Source organism: Emticicia aquatilis (genome assembly GCF_014644295.1).
Taxonomy (GTDB): Bacteria; Bacteroidota; Bacteroidia; order Cytophagales; family Spirosomataceae; genus Emticicia; species Emticicia aquatilis.
In genome coordinates, this window is the sequence record NZ_BMKK01000013.1 from 38,644 (window position 1) to 55,868 (window position 17,225).

At 39.0% G+C, this 17,225-nt stretch carries 12 protein-coding genes; 3 read left to right on the top strand and 9 right to left on the bottom strand.

Translation table 11 applies throughout. The annotated features are described in order from the left end of the window. Window positions 1-120: 120 nt before the first annotated feature. A complete protein-coding gene (locus IEX65_RS23555) occupies window positions 121-1,659 on the top strand; it encodes a long-chain-fatty-acid--CoA ligase (RefSeq protein ID WP_188770006.1) in 1,539 nt (512 codons plus the stop codon). 65 nt (window positions 1,660-1,724) lie between these two features. Here the strand turns inward: IEX65_RS23555 and IEX65_RS23560 are convergent, their stop codons facing one another. The 4 genes from IEX65_RS23560 to IEX65_RS23575 all read right to left on the bottom strand — a co-directional run bounded on the left by IEX65_RS23560 (window position 1,725) and on the right by IEX65_RS23575 (window position 8,184). Continuing rightward, window positions 1,725-2,636 (bottom strand): hypothetical protein, encoded by a 912-nt coding sequence (locus IEX65_RS23560; RefSeq protein ID WP_188770008.1) that lies wholly within the window; start codon window positions 2,634-2,636, stop codon window positions 1,725-1,727. A gap of 661 nt (window positions 2,637-3,297) precedes the next feature. After that, window positions 3,298-4,668, bottom strand: a complete 1,371-nt coding sequence (locus IEX65_RS23565; RefSeq protein WP_188770010.1) for a Gfo/Idh/MocA family protein — start codon at window positions 4,666-4,668, stop codon at window positions 3,298-3,300. Between the two features lie 85 nt (window positions 4,669-4,753). Then, window positions 4,754-6,784, bottom strand: coding sequence for a glycoside hydrolase family 3 protein (locus tag IEX65_RS23570; RefSeq protein WP_188770013.1), 2,031 nt, complete (start codon window positions 6,782-6,784; stop codon window positions 4,754-4,756). Between the two features lie 32 nt (window positions 6,785-6,816). Further along, on the bottom strand, window positions 6,817-8,184 hold the full coding sequence (locus tag IEX65_RS23575; protein ID WP_188770015.1) for a 3-keto-disaccharide hydrolase: 1,368 nt from the start codon (window positions 8,182-8,184) through the stop codon (window positions 6,817-6,819). 237 nt (window positions 8,185-8,421) lie between these two features. On the opposite strand from IEX65_RS23575, the gene namA reads away from it, so the two are divergent. Continuing rightward, entirely contained in the window at window positions 8,422-9,492 is a 1,071-nt protein-coding gene (gene namA, locus IEX65_RS23580; RefSeq protein WP_188770017.1) for an NADPH dehydrogenase NamA, read from the top strand. Between the two features lie 30 nt (window positions 9,493-9,522). Here namA and IEX65_RS23585 read toward each other — a convergent pair whose 3' ends face one another. From IEX65_RS23585 to IEX65_RS23595, 3 genes are all read right to left on the bottom strand, one after another. Then, window positions 9,523-10,407 (bottom strand): sugar phosphate isomerase/epimerase family protein, encoded by an 885-nt coding sequence (locus tag IEX65_RS23585; protein WP_188770019.1) that lies wholly within the window; start codon window positions 10,405-10,407, stop codon window positions 9,523-9,525. A 166-nt stretch (window positions 10,408-10,573) separates the two neighbouring features. Beyond that, window positions 10,574-12,256: a RagB/SusD family nutrient uptake outer membrane protein gene (locus IEX65_RS23590; protein WP_188770021.1), complete on the bottom strand. Its 1,683-nt coding sequence runs from the start codon at window positions 12,254-12,256 to the stop codon at window positions 10,574-10,576. 39 nt (window positions 12,257-12,295) lie between these two features. After that, on the bottom strand, window positions 12,296-15,361 hold the full coding sequence (locus IEX65_RS23595) for a SusC/RagA family TonB-linked outer membrane protein (RefSeq protein ID WP_229250871.1): 3,066 nt from the start codon (window positions 15,359-15,361) through the stop codon (window positions 12,296-12,298). 330 nt (window positions 15,362-15,691) lie between these two features. Between IEX65_RS23595 and IEX65_RS23600 the strand changes: the two genes are divergently transcribed. Then, a complete protein-coding gene (locus IEX65_RS23600) occupies window positions 15,692-16,555 on the top strand; it encodes an AraC family transcriptional regulator (protein ID WP_188770025.1) in 864 nt (287 codons plus the stop codon). Window positions 16,556-16,639: 84 nt separating this feature from the next. Here the strand turns inward: IEX65_RS23600 and IEX65_RS23605 are convergent, their stop codons facing one another. Then, window positions 16,640-16,852 carry a hypothetical protein gene (locus tag IEX65_RS23605; RefSeq protein WP_188770026.1) on the bottom strand — a complete coding sequence of 71 codons (213 nt, stop codon included), beginning with the start codon at window positions 16,850-16,852 and terminating at the stop codon, window positions 16,640-16,642. Window positions 16,853-16,893: 41 nt separating this feature from the next. Beyond that, the gene (locus IEX65_RS23610; protein ID WP_188770028.1) at window positions 16,894-17,187 is read right to left on the bottom strand and encodes a putative quinol monooxygenase; all 294 of its coding nucleotides are present in this window, start codon (window positions 17,185-17,187) and stop codon (window positions 16,894-16,896) included. Window positions 17,188-17,225 lie beyond the last annotated feature (38 nt).

A 17,225-nucleotide genomic window follows, 5' to 3' on the forward strand; every position in this document is an offset into this window, starting at 1 on the left:
ATGTTACGATAAACAAATTCTTGTTTTTTGTTAAAATTTAACGTCAAATAAAACAATTTTTTCTTTTCAAAGTACTATAATAAATCTATCTTGCAAAGACCAAATAACCTGTTAGAAACCATGTTTAACTTATCAACTGTCTTAGAACATCACGCTCGAAACTCCGCCAATAAAGAGGCTTTAATATTTGCTGATAAACGAATTACGTTTGCTCAGCTCGATGCCGCTGCCAATCAGATTGCCAATGGTTTGGCTTTGCTCGGCATTGGCTACGGCGATAAAGTGGCTCTGACTTGTCCGAACTTGCCCTATTTTCCGATGATTTATTTCGGAATCTTGAAAACTGGTGCATCGGTTGTGCCATTGAGTGTATTGCTGAAACGCCACGAAATTGCCTATCATTTGCAAGATTCTGATGCAAAAGCTTATTTTTGCTTTGTAGGCACGCCCGAAATGCCAATGGGTCAGGAAGGACACGCTGGTTTTGAAATGACCAATTCGTGTGAGCATTTTTTTATGATTACACCCACGTTTACTGATGTTTCGCCGATTGAAGGAACAAAGACAATGGGAATGTTGATGGCAGGAAAATCGCCTGCTTTTCAGAGTTATTTTACTTCACCCGACGATACTGCGGTAATTATTTATACTTCTGGTACCACTGGCCGACCAAAAGGTGCCGAACTTACGCACTCAAATATTTTCTTGAACGCTAATCTGAGCAAAGATTTGCAGGATTTGAACTACAATGATAAAACAATGCTGGTTTTGCCACTTTTCCACATTTTTGGGCAAGTGGTGTGCATGATTGCCAGTATTTATCGAGGCTCAACGGCCGTGCTTGTGCCAAGATTTGATGCCGAAATGGTGCTTTCGTTGATTCAGAGTGAAAAAATTACGCACTTTGCGGGCGTGCCGACGATGTATTGGGGACTTTTGAGTTATCCAGAAGCCAATAAATTTGATTCGAGTTCGCTGCGGGTTTGCTTGTCGGGTGGAGCGGCTTTGCCTGTGCAGGTGCTGAAAGACTTTGAAGCAAAATATAATGTTGCAATTTTGGAAGGCTACGGAATGTCGGAAGGTTCGCCAGTGGTTACATTTAATCACCCAGACCGTGTGCGTAAGCCAGGGTCGGTCGGAACACCCGTTTGGGGAGTGGAAGTTTGTATAAAAGATGAAAACGGCAACGAACTCGGAGCAAACGAAAAAGGCGAATTGTGCTACCGTGGACACAACGTAACGAAAGGGTATTACAAACGCCCCGATGCTACGGCCGAAAGTATCAAAAACGGTTGGTTACACTCAGGCGATATTGCCATCAGAGACGACGACGGTTATTATTTTATCGTTGACCGCACCAAAGACATGATTATTCGTGGTGGTTTTAATGTTTATCCACGAGAAGTCGAAGAAGTAATGATGCAACATTCAGCTATTTCGATGGTGGCAGTAATTGGCATACCAAGCGACGAATATGGTGAAGAAATAAAAGCTTGTGTGGTACTAAAACCCGATGCTCAAATAACGGAACAAGAATTAATTGTTTGGACAAAAGAACGTATTGCATCCTATAAATATCCTCGTGTGGTAGAGTTTAAGAGTAGCTTACCGATGGGAGCTTCTGGGAAGATTTTGAAGCGAGAATTGAGAGGGAAGTAATAGTTGAATTTTATACGGAAGTCTTCGCTTTAAGGGGAACGCCCAGTTCGAAGACTTCCGTCAGTTTAATCCTTAGAATAACGCAAAATTACTTCATCGCCAAAACGTGAAACGGAGGCAATCAAATACTTTTTATTTTCGATGATAAGAAAATCAGGGTGATTACTATTATTATTTTTAGAGTTAAATTCTTCGTTTTCCTTGCGAAATAAAAGCCTTAGAAAAGATTTATTTTTGTAGGTCAAATAGGGCAATATATTATACATAGACAAATAATATTTCTTGCTATTAAGTATAAATTCTCCTTCTAAATGCTCAGATAGCTCTATCGAAAGATGTAATTCTTGCTCTGTTTTGTTAGGATAGCCTACACCAGTATTATATGGAACAGGTTTGATTAAAATATTTCTCGAATACCGAGTAGTGTCATAAAAGCCTTCGACTTTTATCTCAACGGCCGTTACTTCTTCGTCCAAAAATTTATTGACCTCTTTACTGCTAAAGAAACCAGCTTGGTCTGGCTTAAAACTTTCAGGTATAAAATCGAAAGCAAATATGTGGTCGTTATTGAAATTATAATCTCCGTTTTGGTCAATTATTACAACCTTTTTACCATCAGAATATGTTCCTACCAAGCAATAAACTATACTCTTGGAGCGGCCTTTATAAACTTTAGAAGAATCAAAGTCAAAAATTTTAGTTCTTGCTGTAAAATCAACTTCTGTCATTAAGTTATTTTTTAAATCTTGATAAGCCGAATGTTCAGGAAAGACAGAGAAACGCTTGATGATAAAACTTTTGAGGTTTTCAACAATCATAAATTTTGAAATATCTTTTTCTAAAGAAAGAACAGGACGAGAACGAATAGATTTAACATGACCTGCTTTTAATGTCATTTTTACTACAATGGTATCTTGTGAAAAAGCAAGATGAGCAACGAAGGTAAAAATTAGTAAAAGTTTAGATTGTGTGTTCATGGAGGTTGAAGAATAAAGTTTAAACAAATTTAACCTTTTTTCTGAAAACCCATAATCTGAATTAAGTAAAACAGCTTAGAGAATGGCAATGAAATCATTTTATTTTTAAGCCTGAAAGGTTTTAAGCTCATTAACTAAGGGCATCGCCCTTAGAAAAGTGATGTACAAAAATGCAGAAAGCCCTGAAAGGGCGAAATAATTTTGGTAATATTTCGGCTTGTATTGCCCTTTCTGGGCTTGGGTTTTAGTAGAGCAGATTTTCTAAATAGAGCGATGCTCTATCTTAATGTGTCAAGCCCTTTCAGGGCAATACTATTGTATTTGTTTGACTTGCTGCAAAAGCGTATTAAAATCATTCTATTTTAAGCCTGAAAGGTTTTAAGCTCATTAACTAAGGGCATCGCCCTTAGAAAAGTAATGTACAAAAACGCCTAAAGCACTGAAAGGGCGAAATATTTTTGGTAATATTCGGCTTGTATTGCCCTTTCAGGGCTTGGGTTTTTAGTAGGGCAGATTTTCTAAATAGAGCGATGCTCTATCTTAATGTGTCAAGCCCTTTCAGGGCAATACTATTGTGTTCGTTTAACCTGCTTAGAAAATAAAAAAGGAGCATTTTATGCTCCTTTTCTTGTAAAAATATCTAATGCGGTCGGATAAAATTTTAATACTTAAACGGTTTTCCACCAGCCAAAACTTCTTGATTTTTTGCATCGAATGTTACTTTCAAGCCGGTACGGTAAGCTGCATTTGACATGATTGTAGCGATTGAGTGCGAATAACCCGCTTCTATTGGAGCGTGAGGCGTTTTGCGGCTACGTACACATTCCATCCAGTTTTTGATGTGGTTGAATGTCAACGGGTCGCCACCAGTATTTGCACCTGACTCAACTTTTTGTCCTTCAAGTTTAATTTTTGGCAATAAGTTAGCCTTCAAGCCCATTGCTGATGCTTCACGCTCACGTAAGCCACCAGTATCTGAAATCTCGTTAGTGTCAAGATTAATCATACCACCATTTGAGTAGTATAATTCTTTTGTATCACCCGCAGCGTTTGAGAAACGACTTGTGAATTGTACTTGGAAGCCAGTAGAAGGGTCGTTTATTGGGCCGTAATCGAATACTACTGTTAACGTATCGGCGTTTGTACGGCCATCTTTCCATTGATAAATTCCACCGTTGGCAACTACACTACGTGGGTGTGGCAAGCCCGAGAACCAGTGAACTGTATCAATTTGGTGGCTCATCCATTGCCCAGGGATACCCGAAGAATAAGGCCAGAATAAACGATATTCTAAATATTTACGTGGGTCGAACGGAACCATCGGACGATTCATCAAATAGCGTTTCCAATCAACATCCGATTCTTTCAAGTCTTTTACCAATTCTGGTCTTCTCCAACGACCTGGTTGGTTTACGTTCCACATTAATTCAACCATTACGATTGGGCCAAACTTACCAGATTTGATGAAATCTTCTGCCGCAAAGTAGTTTTCTCCACTACGGCGTTGTGAACCAATCTGTACGATTTTACCTGACTCTTTTACTGCTTTCAATACCGCACGGTTATCTTCCATTGTTTCGGCCAGTGGTTTTTCGGTGTAAGTATCGCAACCTGCTTTTACCGCCTCGATTGTGTGCAAAGCGTGTTGAAAATCGGCAGTTGAGATAAATACGGCATCAACCATTTTAGAGTTGTAAAGTTCTTCGTTGTTACGGAAAACCTTCACATCACTACCTAATTGCTTATCAAGATAAGCTTTTCCTTCTTCACGACGGCGATTCCACAAGTCAGAAAGTGCTACCATTTCAAAGTTCATGCCTTTTGAAAGCTCTTTGAATGGCCCTACGTGTGAGGCACGGTGGCGGTCAGAGAAACCTACGCAACCTACACGAACACGGTCATTGGCACCGATGATTTTGCCATAACTTTTGGCCGAAAAACTGCCTGTTGGTTTTGCAAAAGCAGAGCCTCCAACGGCTACCCCCGCACTTGCAATAACCGACTTGATAATAAAATCTCTACGAGTTGTCATAGTTTTATACTGATTGAATATTTGCTAATTGTATTGTTGTAAATCTAATAAAAATTTTAAATTTTCAGTGGTTTTTTCTACCAAATCACTTATAACTCAGTCCAGCACCGAATTTGAATAGAGCATAATTTGGCTCCAAATAACCAGGTACATCTGATTTATTTTCTTGTACTGCTTTTTCTGAGACTGGTATCGAAAAAGGCATCTTTCCTGTTGGGTTGAATGCTCCACTTACAATATCCAAAAGTGCATCTTGTGTTGTTCCAAAAGTTGCTAAAATTGACTTGGCTTTGCCCTTATCAATCTCGCCAATTACCCAAGGATTTGTAAAGTTGATTGCCAAAATGGTTGGTTTTGCATTCAAAATTTCGTTCACATGGGCTACGTCAACTTTGTTTTTCGAAAGACTTAGTTCGATAGGTTGCCCGCCCGAGCTAAACAAACCACCAGCACTCGGAATTAGCCATAAAAGCACCACATCGGCTTCTTCTTTGGTCGAAACAAATTCGATGTTTGGGTTTTGGATAGTTGGCTTATTTACATTGATTGCCGAAGTTTGAGCTTGTCCTCTTCCGCTACTTTCTTTGTAAGTTTCAAAATACACTTTTGTGCGGCTACCATCGGCTTTCTTTGAAATCGGCAATAGTTTTTCGTCATTTCTGAGCAAAACAATTGATTTTCTGAGAGCCAAATCTGCTTTTTTCTGAAACTCAGCATTTCCAACTGTTTTTACCGCATTTTCTACATCAACATAAGGATTTTCAAATAAACCCAAATCAAATTTTTCTTTCAATAATTTGGCAATAGATTCATTGATTCTGTCTTCTGTTACCATTCCTTTCTTGACAGTTTCGAGTAGAAGAGCAGGGTCAGCTCCGCCCGAGAAAATATCTACACCAGCATCGAGAGCTTTTTTATAGCGTTCGGTAATCGTAAGATTTTCAACTCCCCACGGCATCATGTCAATCGGGCCAGTATCAGAGTTGATAATACCTTTGAAACCGAGTTTTTTGCGTAATAAGTCTTGAATAATGGCTTTATTATAAGAAAAACCTACGGCTTCCATACTTTTATCCTTTGGAGCTGAATAATATGGCATGATAGAAGAAGTTCCTGCATCAATGGCCGCTTTGAAAGGTTTTACGTGATAATCAAACATTCCGCCTGGGTAATGAGCATACTTTCCCCAATCGAAGTGCGAATCTTGTCCGCCCTCCTGTGGGCCTCCACCTGGGAAATGTTTGGTAGTCATTGCTACCGAGTTTTTATTGAGTTTTGTGCCTTGAAAGCCCAAAACTATCTCACGAATCATGTTGGAAGCTAAATCGGCATCTTCACCAAAGGTTCCTTCCGTACGTTGCCAACGTGGTTCGGTCGATAAGTCAGCCATGTACATATAGCCTTTTCTGAGTCCAACCGAAGCCCATTCTTTGGCGGCAATTTCGGCAAACTCACGAGTCAATTTCAAATCTCGCATGGCAGCCATGCCTAATTCTCCTGGCCATTTTGAGAAAACTGTTGTACCTACGCTCAAACCGACTGAGGCATCAACCGTTACATGGTTTCGTGGATTTGAGGCAACAATCGCTGGAATTCCCAAACGTGAGGTTTCGCACAATGCCTGCAAATTATTCGACCAATCGGCCATTGTTTTGGCACTTGTATTTGCTCGCAAAATAAAATGACGCAGATGAAAGTTCATCACACCTTTGGTTGTTCCTGCCGACGACATCATCGGTACAGCCAAAGGCTTGCGAGTGAACATATTGTTGGGCTGAATCAAATCTTCTTCATTAAACCCACTCGAAATTTCGGTTCTTGGGGCATTTGCCTGAAAGACATTATCGCCCGCCATACGAGTAGTGCTGATAATCATGAAGCCGATTTTTTCTTCAAGGGTCATCTGCGAAATCAAATCCTTGATGCGGGCTTCTTGCGGTAAACGCCAATCTTCGTATTTATCAAGTTTACCGTTTTTATTGAGGTCTTTAAATTCTAAACCGTTGACTTTCAGTGTTTTCACCGAACGATACCCCAATGTGGGTTGTACGGGCTTTTGGGCATAACCGACCGTTGCACAAAACAGAGCAACTCCAATAAAATGTATTTTTTTCATGATAGGTTAAATAGATGGCGTTGAAAAATGATTTATTTCAATTCACGGATTTTGATATTTCTGAATGAAACATTATTGCCGTGGTCTTGAAGCAAAATATTGCCTTTATCACCTGCACCAAAGCCGTTATAATCTTTGTATTTTGAACGAGCGACTAAGGCATTGAAAATATTGCTTTTACGCTCATACTCAACCACTTTGAAGCCATTTAGCCAGTGCTGAACGATATTATTTGGATAAACAATTACACGGCCTTGATTCCAATCACCAATTTTCTTGATGAAACGTCTGTCCATTTTCAAATCTTTGTCGATTTTGTAAGAAGGAATCAAATCGTATAAACTCGCCAACGTACGATTTCCAACTGCTCCCATTTTTGCATCGGGGTGCTTTTCGTCGTCAAGCACTTGGAATTCAAGTCCGATACCTGATTTTCCGTTAGAATCAAATGCTTCGTTTACGAAATATTTCACCCCTGAGTTAGCACCTTCGGTGAGTTTAAATTCAAAAACTAACTCAAATGCACCAAATTGTTCATTCGTAACAATATCGTTACCAGTTTCTGAGCCATCTGATGGACTAACATTGATTGTGCCGTCAACTACTGCCCAGTGTTGTTTTGGCATTTCTGTTCCGTGAACGGCTCTCCAACCAGTGAAATCTTTACCATTGAAAAGCATTTTGAAACCTTGTGCTTTTTCTTGTTCTGAAAGATTATTCAAAAGTAAATTTACAACTGGGCAATTATCAAGCGGACTTGGTTTGAGGTTTTCGGTTTGAATTTTGATGTTTTTCCAACGAATTTTCATGCCTTCTTTCATTGGTCCGTAGATTGAGTGTACTTGCAAACCAATAAAACCTTGGGCAGTCATATCGTCAATTACATGGGCAGTCGGCACACCATTGATGAAAGTGCGAAGTGTATTTCCAATGGCTTCGATGCGGTATTTATTCCACTGACCAACTGGCTTGAAAGCTTTTTTACCTTCGGGATTGTTATTTGGAATATACAACCAATCGCGACGGCCTTCATCATAAATAGCACCCGACCAAGCTCTTGGTGAAGGGTCAACTTCCATTTGATAGCCATGCACACGACCTTCTTTATAGTCAGGTTTTGAAAGGCTGCGGAACTGTACGCCACCGTTCATTTCGTCATCAAGTTTGAGGTCGAGTTCGAGGATAAAATCGCCGTAGTCTTTTTCGGTGCAGAGGAATGAGTTTGGAGTGTCTTTTACGGTTGTACCAACTATTTCACCATTTTCTACTGTATATGTAGCTTTGCCTCCACGTTGTGTCCAGCCTTTTAAATCTTTACCATTAAATAGGTTTGTCCACTTTTGGGCAGAAGCATTAAAAAATGCACCAAAAGCTAATAAAACAACAAGTGTTTTCTTCATTTTCATTGTAAATAAATTGATTGAATAATGAATCAAAATTAGTGATTAAACGAATACCAATCTAATATCTATTTAACCAAAAATATTAAGATTTTGATATTTAATTGACCTAATTTCAGTATTTATAGTCAATATTTAAGTATTTGTTCTGACCGTAAACCAACAAAAGAAACTAATCGGCCGAAAAAACGATTTTCTATGTATTAGTTTTCACTTCATTCAATAAAGATATAACTCATGGAAGAAATAACTCTTTTTTCTCCGCTCCAAATAAAGGGTGTTACCCTTAAAAATAGAATCGTGATGTCGCCGATGTGCCAATATTCGGCTACCGATGGTTTTTTGGATGATTGGCATTTTGTGCATTTAGGTAGCCGAGCCGTTGGTGGTGCTGGATTGATAATTACAGAAGCAATGGCGGTTTCGCCCGAAGGAAGGATTTCGGCAGGAGATTTGGGCTTGTGGAAAGACGAACACATTGCCCCAATTCGCCGAATTACAGATTTTATTCACAAACAAGGCTCAGTTGCGGGTGTGCAACTCGCTCATGCAGGCTATAAAGCAAGTTCGGCAGCACCGTGGGAAGGTGGAAAATATGTTTCGACAGAAGAAGGTGGCTGGCAACCAGTTTCGCCGAGTGCTACTTTATTGACCGACCAAAAAACTTACTCAAAAGAGCTAACAAAGGCTGATATTGAACAAATCGTTGAAGATTTTAAACAAGCAGCCAAGCGTGCTATTGAGGCAGGTTTTAAGGTTATAGAAATTCATGCGGCACATGGTTATTTGTTGAATGAGTTTCTTTCGCCAGTAGCCAACAGACGAGCTGATGAGTTTGGAGGAAGTTTTGAAAACCGTTCGAGGGCATTGATGCTGGTGATTGATGCTGTGAAAGAAGTCGTTCCGACTGAAACACCGTTATTGGTCAGAATTTCGGCCACCGATTGGCGTGCCGATGGTTGGAAAATTGAAGATTCTGTTCGACTTTCAGCTATTTTGAAAGAAAAAGGAATTGATTTGATTGATTGTTCGACGGGTGGATTTGTCGCTCCGAAAGAAATTCCGATTGCTCCAAATTATCAAGTACCTTTCGCCGAAGAAATAAAAGCCAAAATTGGCATAAAGACAGGAGCAGTCGGACTAATCACTTCGGCCGAGCAAGCCAATGAAATTATAAGTTCGGGGAAAGCAGATTTGGTATTTTTGGCTAGAGAATTACTGCGTAATCCATATTTTCCGCAAAGTGCAGCTCATGAACTGGGTTTTGATATTGAGTTGCCGAGCCAATATTTGAGAGGGAAGAAATAAAGGCGAACAGAATGTTCGCCCCACATAGGTTTAGAAGTTTACTTTAATAGACTCCAGGTATTTTTTGCTGGTTTGGCCGCATTCGAGAGCAGTGCGGCCTTTTACTGGCACCGAGTCAAGCTCAATGATATTCCAGCCTTTGAATTTAATCTTTTCTAAATTCTCAAAAATTGCAGGAAAATCTACTCTTCCTTGTCCCAACTCTACAAACTGATAACCAGACTTTGAGTCGGTTACTTTCGTATCTTTTATATGCGTTGCGTACAAAATGTCTTTGTATTTTAGCACCGCATCGGCTGCATTTCCTCCGCCTTGCGTGTAGTGAGCCACATCCAACAATGCCAAAATATATTTATGATTCATCTCGTTGAAGATAATATCTACTTCTTCGGGGGTTTCGCCGAGTTGATTCATGTGATTGTGATAAGCTGGCTGAATGCCCGTTTCGCCTTTTACAACCTTTGCTACTTCACTCATGTTTTTGGCGTATCTTTTTAATTCTTCTGTAGTTGGAAGGCGGTCTTTCGGACGAGAATTATTGGTTATTTGCAAAGAATTGCCACCCAAAGCTTTGATGAATTTTGCGTGATTAAGGTGCGTTTCGATATCTTTTGAAATATCATCTTGAATACTCACATTTCCACTCGAAAACATCGCCAACGTTAGTTTGTTTTTAACGAGTGTATCTTTCAATTCTTGTGGTTTATCCTTGAATGGAGCATAAGTATTAGCTCTTAGTTGGATTCCTTTGAAACCCAGAGCGGCAATATCGCCGATGGCTACTAAATCATTTCCATTCCAAGTAATAGCCGAGTAAGCTATTTTGTATTTGCTTTTTGCGGCAAAAGCATCAATAGATAGCATTGAAGAAGCTGTCAGTAACGATGCTTGTGTAAGAAAATCTCTTCTGTTCATAGTTTTAAATAGATGGATAAAGGCGAATGATTTTTTAGAGGGTTGAATTTACAAAAAATGTGGACTAAAAACTTAAAAAATAAAACAGAAACTCTCAGAAAAAAAGAGGACTCCTCGAAGTGGAGGAGTCTCTCTGGATACTATGATGAAACAAATCTACTAAATATTAATATCCTGGGTTTTGTGCAAAAACACCAGCATTTGAACGGTCGATTTGAGTTTGAGGAATCGGACGAACATAGTGTTTGTCGGCTATGTTTGTTGCTGCCTGAGGGTTATATTTTTTTACTCGGTCAACCAATAAGCCCCAACGTTTCAAGTCCAACCAACGAGTTTGCTCACCTGCCAATTCTCTTGCACGCTCTTCGATTAAAAAGTCCATTGTCATTTCTTTGTCAGTAATCAACATAGCATCTTTTTTTCCAGGCCATCCAGCTCTTTGACGAACCATGTTGATAGCTTTTGTAGCTTCTGATACGTTCCCAGCTTTTAATTGAGCTTCTGCCAACATCAAGTAAACATCAGCCAAACGGAAAACGAAATAATCACGGCTACCAGGTTCCCAAGTTAAGTCTGGGCGTTTTGTATCGAAGAATTTAGTCAATGTCGGGAACAAAGCTTCACTATAAGCACTTGGAACTAATACTTGGTATTTTTTCTTAGCACGCTCTTCTTTCGACATTTCGTAACCTGGGATAAAGATAGCTGTATCACCTGCTGCGAATGAGATTTTAGACTTAGAGTTATCAAACGATGCGTTTAGGTTAGTACCTGGGTTATTGCTCAACCATGTATCACGGAATGTTTTCTTGTAACGAGAGTCATTTGTACGGTCTTTGAAACAAACATCTAACAAATAAGCAGTTGGACGTAAACGCTTAAACGGACGACCATAAAATATATCACGCTTCATACCTGGTTGTACGTCATATTGCATACCGAAGAAAAGGTGTAGGTTATTTCCTCCATTTGCTGCTGCAACAGTATTAGTAAGGTTAGTCAATAGGTCAGAAGTATATTGAACTGCAAACACAACTTCACTATTCACTTGGTTGTTTTCGTCAAAAACACTTGCAAAATCATCTAATAACTTATAGCCGTAAGCCGTAGTTACAGTTTTACACAATTCGGCTGCTTTCGTGAAATCATCGGCAGCTTTTGCTGATGAATATCCTTTAGCCAAATATACCTTTGCTAAAAGAGTTTCGGCAGCAGGTTTTGTAGCACGACCATAATCAGACGATTGAGCTTTTGCTTCCAATGCAGGAATAGCCTCGTTCAAATCTTTGATGATAGCAGCATACATTTCTGCATCAGATGCTCTTTTTGTTTCTTTAGTTGGAGCAAGTGTCTCAGTCAATCTTAAATCAACACCACCAAATTGTTGGTGCAAGATATAATAATAGTGAGCTCTCAAGAATTTTGCCTCAGCAACTCTTAGTTTTTTGATTGCTTCAGTAACTGTCGCTGCTGGAGCTCTATCAATTACGGCATTACAAGTATTGATACCACGGTAAAGTTCGTCCCAAGTATTTCCTAAATAATCAACAGTTGGTTGTAGTTGAGTATCGTAGAAATGGAATCCTTTATAACCACCATCGGCACCAGTAGCATAAATGTCAGTACCGTATTCGGTCATTGTTAGACCCTGCTGCGTTCCATAATAGTATCTAAGAGAAGAATACGCAGATTTTACGGCATCTTCAAATCCCTTAGGTGTATTGATGTAGTCGTTACCGATTCCTGATACTACGGTTTCATCCAAAATATCTTTACATGATTGGCTCGTAAATAGTAAAGCCACAACACCAAAGATTTTGATTGGTTTTAATATATTATTTAATTTCATTTTTTTAATGTTTTAAAATCCCTTGTTTAAATCTTTCAATTAGAATCTAATGTTCAAACCAACTGTTGTAACCGATGTTGCTGGTGTAACACCCGCTCCAACGTTTGTTGTACCATTACCTGCTGAAGTAATAGTTGCTTCTGGGTCGATACCATTGTATTTGCTACGGTATTCAGACCAGATTTTTGGTTGTTGAATACTTGAGAACAAACGTAAAGATTCCATTCCGAGTTTTTTCGCAACACTTTGAGGGAAAGTATAACCGAAGTTAATGTTTCTTAATTTGACGAAAGTACCATCAAAATAAATCAAAGTAGTATTATACTGAGGGAATTCTTGTGTGCTAAACGGACGAGGGAACTCATTAGTTGGATTGTTTGGAGTCCAATAGTCAACTTTGATTTGTTGGTAACGACCAGCCAATGCGTTGTTGTTTTGGTGGAAACCACTCACAATCATATTTCCGAAACGACCAAATAAGAATGCCGATAAGTCAAATCCTTTGTAAGAAAATCTTGTTGTGAAACCAGCACTAAAGTTAGGAATATCTGAACCTAATAAAACTCTGTCAGCAGCTGTAATTGCACCGTCACCGTTAGTATCTTGTACTTTAACTTGTCCAACACCTGCTCCAAGTGGGTTTGCTTTGTCACCAGGATAGAATTTAGCTGCTTCTTCTTTCTCATTCAACTGCCAGATACCTACTTTTTTGTAATCATAGTATGAGTTCAATGGTTGACCAATGAACCAGCGGTTTCCTAAGTCATCAACTTTTCCATTGTAAAGAGAAACGATTTCTTCTTTATTTTTAGTGAAAGTGAAGTCAGTAGTCCATTTGAAACCACCAGCTGTGTTCACGTTTACAGTTGTGAAACCTAACTCGATACCTTTATTACGAGTTTGACCTACGTTACGAGTTACAGCACTAAAGCCGATTGAACCTGGTAATTGGTCAGACAATAATAAGTCAGTAGTGTTAGTTTCATACAATTCTAATGAACCTTGGATTTTTCCTCTCAAGAAACTGAAGTCTAAACCGATGTTGGCAGTTGCCGAAGTTTCCCATTTCAAATCAGGATTTCCGATAGTGTTCGGACGGTAACCGTAAGCTGCTGTATTTCCCCAAGCGTAAACCGTTCTGCTCAACAAACCTTGTGTTTGGTAAGGTGCAACCCCTTGGTTACCCACTTTACCCCAACCTGCTCTCAATTTCAATAAATCTAACCATGGAATTTGCTTCATGAATGCTTCGTTGCTGATATTCCAACCTAAAGCGATACCTGGGAAATTACCATATTTAGTGTTCTCACCGAAACGGCTTGAACCATCACGACGCATAGTAGCAGTCAATAAATATTTATCATTGAAGTCGTAGTTGATACGAGCCATATATGAGTTGATAGTCCATTCACTTAAAAAACTACCTACAGCTAACACTGCACTTGCATTACCTAAGTTATAGAACTGTTGCGTTTCAGCAGGAATACCTTGTACATCAGTTGAATATCTTTCAAAATTATCTCTTTGGATAGATTGTAATAACGTTACACCAAGGTTATGCTTTTGAGCGAATGTTTTGTTATAAGTTACAACGTTTTCAAGTGTCCAGTTGAAACCAAAGTTATTGCTGGCAGATGCTGTAGGGTCTCCATATTTACGAGCATTTGTGGCAGCTCCAATGAAGCGACCTGACCTTGAAAGCGTAAAGTCTGGACCAAAGTTGATACGATATTTTAAACCTTCAATGATTTTAAACTCCGTGTAAAGACTATTGAAAATTCTGTATTTTTTAGTATTATCTACTTGGGCACCTGGAACAATCTCAGCCAATGGGTTTGTCAATAAGGCATCATTGGTTTGTGAAAAAATGATATTGCCATTATCATCGTAAGGGCGACCTAATGGGTTTTGATTGATTGTAAATTGATATGGGTTCAAGTTTTCACCATTTCTGATACTATACATTGTATATGAAGAAAGACCAACTTTCAACCAGCTATTGATGTTATGGTCGATGTTTGCTCTTAACGACATACGAGTATAATCTAAGCCATCAGAGATACCTTTATCTTGGAAGAATCCACCTGATATATAAAACTGTGTTTTATCGTTTCCACCTTGTACACCCAATGAGTGATTTTGCATAATACCATTGTGCAAAATCAAGTCTTGGTAGTTTGTGTTTCTACCAGCCGCAAGACCAGCTGCTACGGCAGGGTCACCACCGAGTACCGCTACTTTAGCATCGGCAGCTGCATCAGCTACACCAGTTGGAACTGGGTTACCGTTTGCGTCTTTGTAGTTATTTGTAGCACGATATGCTTCACGTACGTACTCTGCAAATTCTGCACCATTGAACAATTGAATTTTATCAAGCGGTTTCGAAACACCACCGTAAGTATCAAATGTTACAACAGTTTTACCTTTTACTGCCCCTCTTTTAGTTGTTACAAGCACAACACCGTTTGCACCTCTCGCACCATAAATGGCCGTTGCAGTTGCATCTTTCAAAACCTCAATTGATTGAATATCGCTTGGGTTCATATCTTCATAACCCGCTGACAATGGAATACCATCTACTACATAGAGAGGGTCGTTACCAGCATTGAATGAACGACGGCCACGAATCAAGATTTTTGGTGTTGAACCTGGTTTTGAACCTGACTGCGAAACATCAACCCCTGCTGTTCTACCTTGAAGAGCTTGGCCAAGGTTAGTGATAGGCATCTCAGTAATTTGCTTTGCAGATACTTGAGAGATAGCACCAGTTGTTTGGCTTTTCTTTTGCGAACCATAACCAACAACGATAACTTCGCTCAACGCAGCAGCATCTTCTTCTAATGCGACATTAATGTTGTTTTGGCTTCCCACTTTCACTTCCTGTGCTTTGTAACCAATGTAGCTAAATACTAATGTAGCATTGTTAGCTGCTTGTACCGAAAACTTTCCTGCAGCATCAGAGATTGCTCCTTGTGCTGTGCCTTTTACTGTTACGCTCACACCTGGTAGTGGGTTACCACCAGCATCGGAAACCTTGCCTGATACTGCTCGGCCTTGGGCGTCGGCGAATTGCCAGCTAATGAGAATAGCCAAGCTGAGCATCATCTTAAGTAGTAATTGTTTCATACTCAATTAATAAAGGATTAGTTAATAAATAAAGGTGAAAAATAGACGAACTAAAAATAAGTAAATTTTTAATTAGAATAATTACAAAATTACATTTATTATAAAATTACTACCACTAAAATTTGACCCATTTCTAATATTTTTTTGACAAATAAGCCTTTCAATAATGTACTTTGTGTCATTTATGTCGTAAATTAGCTGTCATAATCTATTATTTAGTCGCACAAATAGAATGTTTCTAATAAATTTTATAAAAGAAATTAGTTAAAACACCTATAAAGGTCGGACCTAAACATGATTCTTGAAAAAATGAAACCTCAGTTACTCAAAATATCAAATCCTGCTGATTCTTCATTCAATCTGTTTGTGCAAGAAACGCCTTACTTCTCTACACCGTGGCATTATCATCCAGAGTATGAAATAGTGCTAGTTTTAGAAAGTACAGGCAAGCGTTTTGTGGGAAGTAGCATTACAGATTTTAAGGCTGGCGACCTTTGCATGATTGGTTCGTATTTACCTCACTACTACCGCAACGACGAAGATTTTTATAACAAAGATTCGAAACTCAAGGCTCGTTCGTTGGTTATTCACTTTTTGGAAGATTTTTTAGGGGAGAAATTTCTTCAGTTACCCGAAAGTCAGGCAATAAAAGCTTTACTCGAACGCTCGAAAAGAGGCCTAAGCTTTGGTGAAAAAACGGTTGCGAAAGTAACGCCCAAATTCAAGAACTTACCAAATTTGGTAGGCATGGAACGGTTGTTGGAGATGATTTCGATTCTAACGATTTTGTGCGAAAGTGAAGATAAACAAGACCTAACAACCAACCCGATTTCGCTCCGAAATGAAGTTGACTCGGCTCGCATGAATAAAGTTTTTGAGTATGTGATGCTCAAATACCAAGAGGAAATTCAGTTGAAAGACGTTGCCGATTTGGCAAATATGAGTGAATCGGCTTTTAGTAGATATTTTAAAAAACGTACTCGCCGAACTTTTACGCAGTTTTTGGCCGAAATACGCATCGAACACGCTTGTAAGCTATTGATGGTCGATAAAATGAGCGTAGCCGAAATTTCGTTTGAAAGTGGATTCAATAATCTTTCAAACTTTAATCGTCAATTTAAAGCTATCAAGAAAATCACGCCTTTGGCATATCGAACTAAGTTTCTTGAATAGTCCACTGACCATAGTCGATAGTCCACAGAAGTTTTTAAAAATATAATTACTGTCGTCTATCGACTATCGTCCGTGGACTAAAACTCAATGTTTCGGGCAATCGCATTGGCTTTTGCCTTTGAATATTCCCCACATAAAGCCTTTTTTCTTTCTGTAAGAACCATTCTTTTTTCTGCGACCTCCACCGTTTACTTCTTTTGTCTCGCTGATGCTATTTATTTTATAATCAGCTGCTTGCGAAAAATCGGGCGTTAAAGCCATGATTCCCAAAAGTGATAATATTGCTACTTTTTTCATTTCCTAAGGTTTTATTATTCAACGAATTTTTTGCTCAAAAATTACACCACCGTCAAGCTTTCGACCGAAAAGGCCAACGGTTTTTCGGCAAAAAGCACTTTAGTTTTTGCCCAAGTGGTTTTGAAAAGCTCAGAATCTCGATAATTATTCAAATCTGTTTCTGATTCCCAATGGCTGTGAGTCATGTAAATATTGGGCTGATTAATGTCTCGCATCAGTTCGAGATGACAACAGCCCTGCATGGCTCTAATTTTATGTTTAGAACTGTTAAATATTTCTTCAAACTCACTGACTTTATCGGCCTGAAAAGTCATTCTGACGAACCGTATGAGCATATACTTTTTTGATTTTCAACAAAAATACATATTTTTTT